10 protein-coding genes and 7 tRNA genes are annotated in these 13,336 nt (G+C 59.5%); 10 read left to right on the forward strand and 7 right to left on the reverse strand.

Annotated features, from left to right (window positions below; all coding sequences use genetic code 11):
- Positions 1 to 75 precede the first annotated feature (75 nt).
- From csrA to KYK33_RS03270, 7 genes are all read left to right on the forward strand, one after another.
- A complete protein-coding gene (csrA, locus tag KYK33_RS03240) occupies positions 76 to 264 on the forward strand; it encodes a carbon storage regulator CsrA (RefSeq protein WP_005315760.1) in 189 nt (62 codons plus the stop codon).
- Between the two features lie 213 nt (positions 265 to 477).
- Positions 478 to 570, forward strand: a tRNA-Ser gene (locus KYK33_RS03245).
- A 3-nt stretch (positions 571 to 573) separates the two neighbouring features.
- Positions 574 to 650: transfer RNA gene (locus tag KYK33_RS03250), tRNA-Arg, on the forward strand.
- A gap of 101 nt (positions 651 to 751) precedes the next feature.
- A tRNA-Arg gene (locus KYK33_RS03255) sits at positions 752 to 828 on the forward strand.
- Positions 829 to 854: 26 nt separating this feature from the next.
- A tRNA-Arg gene (locus KYK33_RS03260) sits at positions 855 to 931 on the forward strand.
- A 28-nt stretch (positions 932 to 959) separates the two neighbouring features.
- Positions 960 to 1,036, forward strand: a tRNA-Arg gene (locus tag KYK33_RS03265).
- A gap of 29 nt (positions 1,037 to 1,065) precedes the next feature.
- Positions 1,066 to 1,142, forward strand: a tRNA-Arg gene (locus KYK33_RS03270).
- Positions 1,143 to 1,639: 497 nt separating this feature from the next.
- On the opposite strand, the gene pbpG is transcribed toward KYK33_RS03270, so the two are convergent.
- The 6 genes from pbpG to pepA form a co-directional block, all read right to left on the reverse strand.
- Positions 1,640 to 2,455, reverse strand: coding sequence for a D-alanyl-D-alanine endopeptidase (pbpG, locus tag KYK33_RS03275; RefSeq protein WP_370736606.1), 816 nt, complete (start codon positions 2,453 to 2,455; stop codon positions 1,640 to 1,642).
- A 143-nt stretch (positions 2,456 to 2,598) separates the two neighbouring features.
- Positions 2,599 to 3,270, reverse strand: coding sequence for a DedA family protein (locus KYK33_RS03280; RefSeq protein WP_042041933.1), 672 nt, complete (start codon positions 3,268 to 3,270; stop codon positions 2,599 to 2,601).
- Between the two features lie 8 nt (positions 3,271 to 3,278).
- Positions 3,279 to 4,580: a hemolysin family protein gene (locus KYK33_RS03285; protein ID WP_042041638.1), complete on the reverse strand. Its 1,302-nt coding sequence runs from the start codon at positions 4,578 to 4,580 to the stop codon at positions 3,279 to 3,281.
- A gap of 151 nt (positions 4,581 to 4,731) precedes the next feature.
- A complete protein-coding gene (locus KYK33_RS03290) occupies positions 4,732 to 7,584 on the reverse strand; it encodes a valine--tRNA ligase (RefSeq protein ID WP_224432014.1) in 2,853 nt (950 codons plus the stop codon).
- Positions 7,585 to 7,631: 47 nt separating this feature from the next.
- Positions 7,632 to 8,087, reverse strand: coding sequence for a DNA polymerase III subunit chi (locus KYK33_RS03295; protein ID WP_224432015.1), 456 nt, complete (start codon positions 8,085 to 8,087; stop codon positions 7,632 to 7,634).
- Between the two features lie 178 nt (positions 8,088 to 8,265).
- Positions 8,266 to 9,774: a leucyl aminopeptidase gene (gene pepA, locus KYK33_RS03300; protein WP_042041634.1), complete on the reverse strand. Its 1,509-nt coding sequence runs from the start codon at positions 9,772 to 9,774 to the stop codon at positions 8,266 to 8,268.
- Positions 9,775 to 9,945: 171 nt separating this feature from the next.
- Here pepA and lptF point away from each other — a divergent pair, with 171 nt between their 5' ends.
- Complete coding sequence (lptF, locus tag KYK33_RS03305; protein ID WP_042041633.1) at positions 9,946 to 11,058, forward strand: LPS export ABC transporter permease LptF; 1,113 nt, start codon at positions 9,946 to 9,948, stop codon at positions 11,056 to 11,058.
- Positions 11,059 to 11,196: 138 nt separating this feature from the next.
- On the forward strand, positions 11,197 to 12,267 hold the full coding sequence (gene lptG / locus KYK33_RS03310) for an LPS export ABC transporter permease LptG (RefSeq protein ID WP_224432016.1): 1,071 nt from the start codon (positions 11,197 to 11,199) through the stop codon (positions 12,265 to 12,267).
- Between the two features lie 69 nt (positions 12,268 to 12,336).
- Here the strand turns inward: lptG and KYK33_RS03315 are convergent, their stop codons facing one another.
- Positions 12,337 to 12,858 carry an RDD family protein gene (locus tag KYK33_RS03315; RefSeq protein WP_224432017.1) on the reverse strand — a complete coding sequence of 174 codons (522 nt, stop codon included), beginning with the start codon at positions 12,856 to 12,858 and terminating at the stop codon, positions 12,337 to 12,339.
- Positions 12,859 to 13,002: 144 nt separating this feature from the next.
- Here KYK33_RS03315 and KYK33_RS03320 point away from each other — a divergent pair.
- Positions 13,003 to 13,087: transfer RNA gene (locus KYK33_RS03320), tRNA-Leu, on the forward strand.
- Positions 13,088 to 13,336: the final 249 nt, after the last annotated feature.

Below are 13,336 nucleotides of genomic sequence, written 5' to 3' on the forward strand. Positions count from 1 at the left end.
TTTACCATATCGGTATCTTTGTAAGATAATGTCGATTATCGATACAAATACAAAACAGAATACAGGAGCAAGCGAATGCTTATTTTGACTCGTCGTGTAGGGGAAACCCTGATGATAGGTGATGAAGTGACAGTGACCGTACTGGGCGTGAAAGGCAACCAGGTCCGTATCGGCGTCAACGCACCGAAAGAAGTCTCTGTACACCGCGAAGAGATCTACATGCGGATACAGGCCGAGAAAGTACCGGGCCAACCCAACTTCTAAGCCGCTTTTCATAGCAGCATCAAGGCGACACCTCAGTGTCGCCTTTTGTTTTTCTGGGGGGCTCAACCTGCCCGTCAGGGGCGTAAACAGTGGGATAAGTATCGATTTTGTTTGAATATTCCGCTCTTTGACCAAATGCTGAGCGAACAGGCTTTTTTCTCCAAAAAAGTGTTTGACTAAAAATCCCTGTGAAGTATTATCAGCCCCGCAAACGGAGAGGTGGCCGAGAGGCTGAAGGCGCTCCCCTGCTAAGGGAGTATGCGGCTTATACCCGCATCGGGGGTTCGAATCCCCCCTTCTCCGCCATTTGCGCCCGTAGCTCAGCTGGATAGAGTACCTGGCTACGAACCAGGTGGTCGGAGGTTCGAATCCTCCCGGGCGCACCATATTAAGACTCAAGCAAGAGTCATGTGTTGACCATCAGCAAGTCGACACTTTAGAAAAGGCTTACTGATAAGTAAGCTTTTTTTATCGCTTTAAAAACAGGGCGCCCGTAGCTCAGCTGGATAGAGTACCTGGCTACGAACCAGGTGGTCGGAGGTTCGAATCCTCCCGGGCGCACCATTTAAAGCAACACCAAAAGTTTATGAGCGCCCGTAGCTCAGCTGGATAGAGTACCTGGCTACGAACCAGGTGGTCGGAGGTTCGAATCCTCCCGGGCGCACCATATTGAAAGCAGTACAAAAAGTTTGTGAGCGCCCGTAGCTCAGCTGGATAGAGTACCTGGCTACGAACCAGGTGGTCGGAGGTTCGAATCCTCCCGGGCGCACCATATTAAGAAGCAATGTCAAAAGTTGATGAGCGCCCGTAGCTCAGCTGGATAGAGTACCTGGCTACGAACCAGGTGGTCGGAGGTTCGAATCCTCCCGGGCGCACCATACAGACAGCCTCGACTCAGGTCGAGGCTGTTTTTTTATGGATCTTTTCCGGCCCACTCCAATCCCTGTCACTCCCGTGGCCCTCGCTTGTCGCATACCGGGAAGAGGGGCTGACAACCCTGCTGCCCGCCAGCCCATCCTTCATCGCAACCCCTATCAGCGAGCCTTGTGGCTTGTGGCGCTATCCAAGGGTGTACTCCCTTCCCAGAGCCCCGCGCAAGGCCATGGGCGGCGTTCTGCTGGCCCTGCCCCACTCTCCAGGCGTTCCCCCTTCTGGCATGGCTCAGCGACCCTTTGCGCCTTGAGCCGGCCGGGAATAGTGCCCAGGCCTGGGCTCTCTTCAGGCAAGGTGTGTGGCGGCGAGGGGAGGGGGGAAATCGGTGGCGGGTGGGCCAGGGCAAGCATTGTGCTGACGCGGGAGCCAGCCAGGGCGGATAAGCAAAGAGGGATGCCGTGGCATCCCTCTTTGGGTCAGATCGAGCCAAACGAGCTTCTACTCAGGTTTTGAGCCACTTGCGGATGCGGTTGGCATCTCCTATGGGAGTGCGCTTGCCAAAGGAGTTGAGCAGGACAATGGCCAGCTCCTTGTTGTCCGGTTTGGCACGCATCAGCAGGCAGCGGCCCGCTTCATTGGTAAAGCCGGTCTTGGAGAGACGCACATCCCAATCCTGGTTCTTGACCAGGGGGTTGGTGTTGTTGAAGTGCAGGCTGTATCCGGGCACCGCGAAGCGCATCTCCTGCTCGCTATCCTGGGTGAACTGGCGGATCAGCGGCTGGCGATAGGCGGCCGCGATCAGCTTGGCGAGATCCTGGGCGGTGGAGACATTGGCACTGGAGAGGCCGGTGGCATCATGGAAGCGGCTGTTGCGCATCCCCAACTGTTTGGCTTTGGTGTTCATGGCCCGCACGAAGGCGGCACGCCCTCCCGGGTAATGGCGAGACAGCGCCGAGGCCATGCGGTTTTCCGAAGACATCAGTGCCAGATGCAAGGCATCGCGACGACTGATCTTGGTGCCCATGCGCACCCGGGAATAGGTGTGCTTGATGGCATCGCGATCGTTGCTGTTGACGGTGAGGGTCTGGTTGAGATCCTGCCTGGCATCGAGTACCACCAGCGCCGTCATCAGTTTGGTGAGGGAGGCGATGGGGCGGCGACTGGTCGCGTTCTTCTGATAGAGCGTCTTGCCGCTGCCAACCTCCATCACCAGGGCGCTGCTCGACTGCAATTGCAGTTTGGCAGGATTGGGCGCGGCCATGACCAGGGCGGGCAGCAAGAGGCTGGCCAATGTACTCAACAACGTCAAGGTGCGCATCTGACCCCTCATACGACTACTCCATCCAACTCCAGAAAAAGGCGGTAGATTCACGCATTTTTGCTGCGGCTTTACAAGGTCGCTGGGGGCTATTTTATTAATAATCGTGATTAAAAAAGGCCATGTTGCCATGGCCTCTTGCTTCAGGGTTTGTTTTGCTCCGGCGTGGCCTTGCGCCGCACCAGCCAGCGCCAGATCAGCGCCACCAGACCGGCAGCGAGCAGCACCAGCGGCAGGTAGAGAATGATGCTGAGGAACTGAGTCTCATATTGGGCTGCCAGCTTGGTATGGCTCAGGTAGTAGCCCAGACTCACCAGCGGGCTGACCCAGAGGATGGAACTGACCAGATTGACGACCAGGAAGCGTCCCTGGGGGATCTCGGTCGCACCGACTATGTAGGGATAGACGGTGCGCACGAAGGCGATATAGCGCGCGGTGATCAGGGTCAGGATGCCGTACTTGTTGAGCAGGTAGAACACCTTCTCCTTGTGTTTGTCGTCCATGTGGGACATCAAACGGTGATAGGTCTGGGTGTGCCCGAGGAAGCGGCCCTGCATGTAACCGAGCCAGGTACCGACGAAGGTCGCGACGATCAACAGGGGCACCACCCAGGGGGAGATCACCTCCTGATAGATGAGTACCCCGGTCAGGATGAGCAAGCTGTCACCGGGCAGAAAGGCGGTAGGAATGAAGCCGTTCTCCAGCACCAGGAAAGTCAGCAGCACACAGCACACCATGAAGGCCATCCTGGGATCTGACAGGGTGGCGAGATCCTGGGTCATGAAGGCGTGCGCCAACTGGGAAAACTGCTCCATCATAATACCTACTCCACGGCCTCGGCCGACTGCTTGGTTGAGGTTGCCAACACTTTATCGATACGCAGACCATCCATGTCGACAATCTCCAGCTGCCACTGATCCAGGGAGACCAGATCTCCGGTCTGAGGCACTCGTCCCAGCAGCAGCATGATGAGGCCGCCCAGGGTGTGATAGTGGTGATCCTCTTCTTCCGGCAGGCGGTTGATCCCCAGGCAATCCTTGAGCTCTGGCAGAGGAATGAGGCCGTCGAGCAGCAGGCTGCCGTCGGCGCGCTGAAAAATCCAGTTGTCCTGCGCTTCACCCTGCTGGAAGTCCCCCGCCAGCGCCTCGAGCAGATCCTGCTGGGTCACCAGCCCCTGCAACTCACCATATTCGTCCACCACCAGCACCATGTGCTCGGCGTGACCACGGAAATGGTTGAGCAGCTCCAGGCCATTGAGGGTCTCAGGCAACAGGCTGCCATCCTGGGTGAGGGCCGCCAGATCGATGGTCTCGCCGCGCACATAGGCATGGAGCACCTTGTTGACGTTGAGGATGCCAACCAGGTTGGAGAGGCTGCCGTCACACACAGGGAAGAAGCTGTGGCCATACTCCACCATTCGCATCAGGTTGACCTCGGTGGGCAGGGCCAGATCCAGATAGCGGATGTCGCTGCGGGGCACCATGATGGACTCGAGACGGCGCTCATCAAGGCGAAACACATTGCGTAGCATGGTGCGCTCATGGGCCTCGATGACCCCGGTCTCGGAGCCCTCCTCCAACATGGCGTGGATCTCTTCCTGAGTGAGGTGACTGTTGTTCTCCTGGCTGACCCGCAGCAGTCGCAGACTGGCATGGGTCGAGGCGGAGAGCAGCCAGACGAAGGGGCGAGTCAGGGTCGCCAGCCACAGCATGGGGCGCGCCATCAGGCAGGCGATGCGCTCCGGGCTTATCTGGCCGAGTCGTTTGGGCACCAGCTCACCGATGACGATGGAGAGATAGGTGACGATGACCACCACCAGCACGGTAGCGAGCAGGCTGCTGCTGCTGGGGGTCAGGCCCCAGCCCTGCAGCCAGATGGCGAAGGGTTTGGCCAGCACGGACTCACCATAGATGCCGTTGAGCAGACCTATGCTGGTGATGCCAATCTGCACCGCAGAGAGGAAATGGGTAGGATCATCGGCCAGGCGCAGGGCGATGGCGGCAGAGTGGCTCCCCTCGGCGGCGAGCTTGGTGAGTCGCGCCTTGCGGGCCGTGACGATGGCGATTTCAGACATGGCGAAGAGGCCATTGAGCACAATCAATCCAATCAGGATCAACATTTCCATACGGTAAGCTAACTCCACATAATGAACACTGCGGCAGTGTAATGAATTTGGCGGGGATCCGCTTGTAAAAACGATGGCTGTGAGGCGCCCACAAAAAAGCCCCCTGCTGGCAGGGGGCTCAATATGGCGGTGCGAATGGTGAGGGTGCCGCTTACAGGGCGGCGATTTCCACCTGCTGGGCTTCCAGCTTGGTGAGCTGGAGACGGTAATCTTCCAGCTTCTCGCGCTCCTTGGCGATGACCGCATCCGGCGCCTTGGCCACGAAGGCCTCGTTGCCGAGCTTGCCTTCGATACGGCCGCACTCACCGACCAGACGGGCCACCTCTTTGGCCAGACGGGCCAGCTCGGCCTCCTTGTCGATGAGACCGGCCATGGGGATCATCAGCTCGGTATTGCCGATCAGCTTCTTCACCGACAGCGGGGCGACATCACCTTCGCTCATCACGCGGATGGACTCCAGGCGGGCCAGGGACTTGAGGAAGGCCTCGTTGTCACCGGCGCGCTGGCCATCCTTGCCATCGCACTTGAGCAGCACGTTCAAGGCAACGCTCGGCGCCACGTTCATCTCGGCGCGGATGTTGCGGATGCCGACGATGAACTCCTTCACCCACTCACTATCCGCCATGGCGGTTTCGTCTACCTTGGCGGCGTCGAACTCCGGGAAGGCCTGCAGCATGATGGTGTCGGCATGGACCCCGGTCAGCGGCGCCACCGATTTCCAGATGGTCTCGGTGATGAACGGAATGATGGGGTGCGCCAGGCGCAGCAGGGTTTCCAGGACGTTGACGAGGGTGTGACGGGTGGCACGCTGCTCGGCCTCGGAACCCTTGCCCAGCACCGGCTTGGTCAGCTCCAGATACCAGTCGCAGAACTGGTTCCAGATAAATTCGTACAGGATGCCGGCGGCCATGTCGAAGCGGTAGGTATCGAGCGCGGTGCGGAAGTCGCGGATGGCGACCTGCAGCTGGGACTGGATCCAGCGATCCGCCAGGCTGTACTGCATCTCGCCGCCAGCCAGACCGCAATCCTGCTGTTCGGTGTTCATCAGCACGTAGCGGGAGGCGTTCCACAGCTTGTTGCAGAAGTTGTTGTAGCCATCCAGGCGCTTCATGTCCCAGTTGATGTCACGACCGGTGGAGGCCAGCGCCGCCAGGGTGAAGCGCAGGGCGTCGGTGCCGTGGGCCTCGATCCCTTCCGGGAACTGCTTGGTGGTCCGCTTGCCGATCTTCTCGGCCATCTGCGGCTGCATCATGTTGCCGGTGCGCTTCTCCAGCAGATCCGGCAGCGAGATGCCGTCGATCATGTCGAGGGGATCGAGCACGTTGCCCTTGGACTTGGACATCTTCTGGCCCTCTTCATCCCGGATGAGGCCGGTGATGTAGACGGTCTTGAAGGGAACCTGCGGGGTGCCATCCTCGTTCTTGATGAAGTGCATGGTCATCATGATCATCCGGGCTATCCAGAAGAAGATGATGTCGAAACCGCTCATCAGCACATCGGTCGGGTGGAAAGTCTTGAGCGCCTCGGTGTTGTTCGGCCAGCCCAGGGTGGAGAAGGTCCACAGGGCGGAGCTGAACCAGGTGTCGAGCACGTCTTCGTCCTGACGCAGCACGGTCACGGACGGAATATTGTGTTTGGCGCGCACCTCGGCCTCGTCGCGACCGACATAGACCTTGCCGGCCTCGTCATACCAGGCCGGGATGCGGTGACCCCACCACAGCTGACGGGAGACGCACCAGTCCTGAATGTCGCGCATCCAGGAGAAGTACATGTTCTCGTACTGCTTGGGCACGAACTGGATGCGGCCATCTTCCACTGCAGCGATGGCATCTTTGGCCAACGGCGCGGTGCGCACGTACCACTGGTCGGTCAGCATGGGTTCGATGGGCACGCCGCCACGATCGCCATAGGGCTGTTGCAGCACGTGTTCTTTGGTTTCGCTCAGCAGACCCAGCTCGTCCAGCTTGGCCAGGATGGCCTTGCGGGCGGCGAAACGCTCAAGGCCGGCGAATTCGCTCGGCAGGGCGGCGTCATAGGCGGTGCTGGGGTTGCCGTTGCAATCGACCACTTCGGCCTCGGCACGCACGTGAGCGTCCAAGGTGAAGATGTTGATCATCGGCAGGTTGTGGCGCTTGCCGACTTCGTTATCGTTGAAGTCGTGGGCCGGGGTGATCTTCACGCAGCCGGTGCCCTTCTCCATGTCGGCATGCTCATCGGCGACGATGGGGATCAGACGGTTCACCAGCGGCAGCAGGATGTGTTGGCCGATCAGCACCTTGTAGCGCGGGTCTTCCGGGTTCACGGCAACGGCGGTATCACCCAGCATGGTCTCCGGGCGAGTGGTGGCGACGATCAGGTGATCCTGGCCATCGCTGGTTTTTGCACCGTTCGCCAGCGGGTAACGCAGGTGCCACATGTGGCCCTTGATCTCGCGGTTTTCCACTTCCAGATCGGAGATGGCGGTGTTGAGCTTGGGATCCCAGTTCACCAGGCGCTTGCCACGGTACATCAGACCATCTTCGTAGAGGCGCACGAACACTTCTTGTACGGCTTCGGAGAGACCCTCATCCATGGTGAAGCGCTCGCGCTCCCAATCCACGGAGTCGCCCAGGCGGCGCATCTGGCGGGAGATGGTGCCGCCGGACTCTTCCTTCCACTGCCAGATCTTGTCGATGAAGGCTTCACGGCCGTAATCGTGGCGGGTCTTGCCCTCTTCGGCGGCGATCTTGCGCTCCACCACCATCTGGGTGGCGATGCCGGCGTGGTCACAACCCGCCTGCCACAGGGTGTTCTTGCCCTGCATGCGGTTGTAGCGGATCAGGGTGTCCATCAGGGTCTGCTGGAAGGCGTGGCCCATGTGCAGGCTGCCGGTGACGTTCGGCGGCGGGATCATGATACAGAAGGAGTCTTGGCTGGTGTCACCGTGGGGCTTGAAGTAACCCTGGGATTCCCAGTGCTGATAGAGCGCCTGTTCGATGGCATTGTGGTTAAAAGTCTTTTCCATGGTCTCGCCGTATGCTGATAGGTTCTGATGGATAAAAAAGGGGGCAGTCAGGGCTGCGCCGGATTGTGCGCTGCAAGTGCGGGCTGATCTCTCATCTCGAGTTGATGACCGGCCTGGCGGTACTCTTTGTAGCGCTCGCGGGCTTGCTGCTTCTGCGTGTCGTCAGTGGGGACAAAATCTACCACCTGAGGGAAGTTCCCTGCAAACAAAGGTGCCTCCCAGGCCAGATTGATGAGCCGGGCATAGCGTCGTTTGGGGGGCTGATGGCCTATTTCCACCGGGGCCTGACCCGCTTCACCTTGCAGCTGATGGGGCACGAAGCGATCCGGCGGTAGCTGCCAGAGCAGCTCGTCGAGTCGTTCGGCCTGGGCCTGGCTCGCACAGTGCAGATAGAGGTGACCGCTGCTCCAGCCCTCGGCTGCCAGCTCGCAGGCGAGCCGTTCGCAGGCGCTGACGCCAGCTTTATCCGGTTCGCTCATCAGGTAGAAGGTCACTTGGCTCATCAGGTTGGGTCCCGTGTGGCGGTGACTGCGCTTGGCGCAAGCCAGGCTGCGCGCCGCAGATCTCTTGGCGGGTGCGCATCGGCTGCGCATCCTGCCTGTTTTGTAATGAAACAAGGAAGAGGCGGGCCTCTTCCTTGTGAGTCAAGGGTAACAGGGGCCAACAAGTGGCCGCCAGGGGTTACTCTTTTTCTTCGATGTCCACCCCGGCCCGGTTGAGCAGGAACTGGGTGAGCAGGGGCACCGGACGACCGGTGGCACCCTTGTCCTTGCCGCTCTTCCAGGCGGTACCAGCTATATCCAGGTGAGCCCAGTTGTACTTCTTGGTGAAACGCGACAAGAAGGCGGCAGCGGTGATGGTACCGGCCGGACGACCGCCGATGTTGGCCATGTCGGCGAACGGGCTCTCCAGCTGTTCCTGGTACTCGTCGAACATCGGCAGGCGCCAGGCGCGATCGCCGGCCTGCTCCGAGGCGCCGAGCAGTTCATGGGCCAGCGGGTTGTGATTGGCCAGCAGACCGGAGGTGTGATGCCCCAGGGCGATGATGCAGGCACCGGTCAGGGTGGCGACATCGATCACAGTGTCTGGATCGAATCTGTCCACATAGGTCAGCGCATCGCACAATACCAGACGGCCCTCGGCATCGGTGTTGAGCACTTCGATGGTCTGGCCGGACATGGAGGTGAGGATGTCACCCGGGCGATAGGCATTGCCACCGGGCATGTTCTCGCAACCGGCGAGGACGCCGATGACGTTGATGGGCAGTTGCAACTCGGCCAGGGCATGCATGGTGCCGAGCACGGAGGCGGCGCCGCCCATGTCGTACTTCATCTCGTCCATGCCATCGGCCGGCTTGATGGAGATGCCGCCGGAGTCGAAGGTCAGCCCCTTGCCGACCAGCACTATGGGCTTGGCATCGGCGTTGCCCTTGTACTCGATGATGGCCATCATGGCTTCGTTTTCGGAGCCACGGGCCACCGCCAGGTAAGAGTTCATGCCGAGTTCGGCCATCTCCTGCTCGCCCACGACTTTGGTGGTGATGTTGTCATAGGCATCGGCGAGGCGACGGGCCTGGGAGGCGAGGTAGGCCGGATTGCAGACGTTGGGCGGCATGTTGGCCACATCGCGGCAGACCCGCACCCCTTTCGAGACGGCCAGACCGTGGGAGATAGCTTTCTCGCCTATGGTCAGTTCCCGACGCGTCGGCACGTTGAACACCAGCTTGCGCAGCGGGCGACGTGGCTCGGCTTTATTGGTCTTGAACTGATCGAAGCTGTAGAGGCCGGCCTTGGTGCTTTCTACCGCCTGGCGGACTTTCCAATAGGTGTCACGACCCTTGACGTGCAGCTCGGTCAGGAAGCAGACCGCTTCCATGGATCCGGTTTCGTTGAGGGTGGTGATGGTCTTGTTGATGATCTGTTTGTACTGGCGTTCATCGAGCTCCCGCTCCTTGCCACAGCCCACCAGCAGGACGCGCTCGCTCAGCACGCCCGGTACTTGATGCAGCAGCAGCATCTGGCCTGGCTTCCCTTCCAGGTCACCACGGCGCAGCAGCGAGCTCAGGTAGCCATCGCTGATCTTGTCCAGTTGTTCGGCCACCGGAGAGAGGCGGCGGGGCTCAAATACACCCACCACGACGCAGGCGCTGCGTTGCTTCTCAGGACTGCCACTCTTTACACTGAACTCCATGGAATCTCCTACATCCTAAAGACAAAAGGCACCTTTTATTGAATAATGCAGTGCTTGTTGGGTATCAGAGGCGGAGCGAACAGCCACAGGCTCCGCAGTTCAAACTGGTAAAAATCCAATATAGGGCCCTATTTTTCAGGCATTCGACTAAAAACACAAGTTTACTTGGGAATGACTGTGATCGTTTTCCGATATTTGTTCAGGGAAACCCTGAAAACCCAGCTGGCAGTATTGTTCGTGCTGCTGCTTATCTTTGTCAGCCAGCAATTTATCAAGATCATTGGCGATGCCGCCGATGGCGAGGTGCCGACACGCCTCATATCGACGTTGATGCTGCTCAACCTCCCCAATATGGCGCTGTTGATGCTGCCAATCAGTCTGTTTTTGGCCATCTTGTTTGCTCACGGCCGTCTCTATGCCGAAAGTGAGATGACGGTGATGCATGCGGTGGGGGTCAGCCCGCGCCGCGTCATGGTGACCACCATGATATTGGCTCTGCTGACCGCCCTGGTGGCGGGCTTCAACACCGGCTGGGTCGCGCCTCTCGCCAAGGAGCGCGAGTATCAGGTCATCGATGAATTCAAGGCCGATCCCGGTATCTCCTTCCTGCAGGCGGGCCGCTTCATGGAGCTCGATGGCGGCAAGTTAGTGGCCTATATCCAGGATCTCAATGACAAGGGCTCCGTGTTGCATAATATCTTCGTGTTGCAGCGGGCCCAGGGCACGACCCCCCCTTCGATAGTGATAGCGACTGAAGGGCAGGTGACGGTGGATGAGAACGGCCTGCAGTGGCTGACCCTGAAGGATGGTTCCCGCTACGAGGGCAACTTCAATGGCAAACAGTTCCAGAACTCAGATTTTCGCGAGTACAGCCTGGTCATCCGTCAGCAGGAGGCCGAGCACTCCAACCGTAAATCGGCAGCCAAGCCAACCATGGAACTGTTCGGCACCCAGGATAACCAGCTGATGGCCGAGTTGCAGTGGCGTATTTCGCTGCCGCTCTCCATCCCTGTGCTGACCTTCCTGGTGGTGCCCCTGGCCCGGGTCAACCCGCGCCAGGGTCGCTACGCCAAGCTGCTGCCGGCCATCTTGCTCTATCTCTCCTACTTCCTGTTGCTGTCGGCGGCCCGCTCGGCCATCGACAGTGGTCGTCTCCCCCATTGGCCCGGCATGTTCTGGGTACCGATAGCCTATTTGCTGTTGATCGGGGTGCCGCTCAACTTGCAGGGCACCGCCTGGTGGAATGGGGTCAAAGGGCGACTCTTCAGCAGGGGGTCGGCGTGATGCGGTTACATAGGGATTTCCACTGATGTTTGGCACGCTCGTTAGGCATGCCCATGGGGTCGCCTTTATGTCGAACCTCTTCTGTGCTCGATATTCCAGGCGAAAAAGCATGATGCTGCAATATAGGAACCTCTGCTGATGTTTGGCATTCTCGATAGATATATCGGTCGGGTCATTTTCATGTCGATCCTGCTGTGTGAGGTGACCCTGGTCGGCCTCTCTGCGCTCATCAAGTATGTGGAGCAGCTCAAGTCGGTCGGCGACGGCAACTATGACATGGTCAATGCCTTCTACTTCGTGATGCTCTCCATGCCCAAGGAGGCGGTACTCTTCTTCCCGCTGGCGGCGCTGCTGGGGGGCTTGATTGGTCTGGGCCAGCTGGCGAGCAGCTCCGAGTTGGTGGTGATGCAGGCCGCCGGTCGCTCCAAGCTCAGCATAGTGATTGCGGCGCTCAAGACCGCGATCCCGCTGATGCTGGTGTTCAGTCTGGTGGGTGAGTATGTGGCTCCCATCGCCAAGCGCACCGCCGATGACATCAAGGCCGGTGCCATGTCCGAGGGGCGACTGACCGTATCAGCCTCCGGGGTCTGGGCGCGGGATGGCAATAACTTCGTCAGTATCAACGGAGTGCGCAACGATGGTGCCCTGACCGGCATCACCCTCTATCGCTTTACCCCGGATCGCAAGCTGATCGATGTGGTGCAGGCACAGGAGGGGATGTTCGAGCAGCACCACTGGCTGCTGAAGTCTGTCCATGCGACCCGCTTCGACGATCCGACCCGGATCATCAGTGAGGTGCACCCCCAGATGACCTGGACGTCAGATCTGACCCCCAAGCAGCTCGGTGTGGTCAGCATCGATCCAGAGAACCTCTCCATCTCCGGTTTGCGGGACTATGTCGGTTATCTGGATGCCAACAAGCAGGATGCGGGGCGCTACAAACTGGAGCTGTGGCGCAAGCTGCTGGCCCCCCTGTCAGTGGTCTCCATGATACTGCTCGCCTCCTCCTTCATCTTTGGGCCCTTGCGCTCGGTGAGCATGGGGGCGCGGATGTTGATGGGCATCATGACCGGCTTCGTGGTCTATGTGAGCGATCGGGTGTTTGGCCCGATCAGCCTGGTCTATGCGGTGCCGCCCATCATAGCGGCAGTGGCGCCCAGTCTGCTGTTTGGCGGCATCTCCCTCTATATACTGAACCGCAGGCGCTAAGCGTCATCAGGCAAGCACCGCTGGAAACAAGAAAGGGCACCTGGGTGCCCTTTCTTCATCTGACCATTCCTATTTATTAAGCATGTTCAGGTTCTCTTGCTTGCTCAGCACTATCACTTCGCACTCTGCCCAGATGTCCTGGAATGCCTTGGGGCGATGGCGGTCAAACAGACACATCAGATTGCCCAGGCCAAAGGCGGCAGTGGCCAGCCGAATGATGGCCTGGGTGATGCGGATATTGCTGCCGTCCACATTCTGGATGCGCAACCGCCAGGCGCGCATGCCGATGGTCTGACCGGCCCGGGTCCAGAACCAGACATAGAAGCCACAGATCACCAGCGCCAGCCAGGCACTGTAGAGGGGGCTGGTGAGCAGCCAGCTGGCATCCTTGCCTTCGGGAAGGGTCGCCAGACCGGTCGCGAGCAGCAGTTGGGCGACCCCCATGCCGAGAAAGCCGGCGATCACCAGCAGCGAGATGACCACCAGGTAGTCATAGAGCAGGGCGCCGAGGCGGCGCAACAACCCGGCGGAAGGGTGCGTATGCACAGGGGGCGTTGCCTGGGGGGGGTGGACTGTCTTGCGCTTGGCCATGGGGGACGTTTCCATTAAAAAGTTGAGGGCATTCTAAGTAACTGGGCGATCAACGGCAAGGCGTTGAATAAATGAGCAAACGAGAAGGGGGATACGAAAAACCCCTTGCATGCCGAAGCGCCATTCGTATAATCCCTCGCAGTTGCCCGGGTGGCGAAATCGGTAGACGCAGCGGATTCAAAATCCGCCGTTGCAAGACGTGTCGGTTCGAGTCCGACCCCGGGCACCATTCCAGAATTCAGTGACAAAAGGCCATCCTCGCGGATGGCCTTTTGTTTTTCTGGATCCCGTTGCAGGGCCCTGACGCCAGGCTTGATTTTGTGTCTTCATCTGTGATGCCTCTTCTGGCTTACGCCATGCAACCACGCCAGAGGCGCTCTCGTTCGCAGTCAACAAGTCAACAAGCCTCCACACCACAAGCAGGCAGTGCCACCTCCCCGCAGCCATGCCCCGTGGCTGCTGAGTGGGCGTCAAGCCC

It is taken from the genome of Aeromonas rivuli, from assembly GCF_020149575.1.
GTDB lineage: Bacteria > Pseudomonadota > Gammaproteobacteria > Enterobacterales > Aeromonadaceae > Aeromonas > Aeromonas rivuli.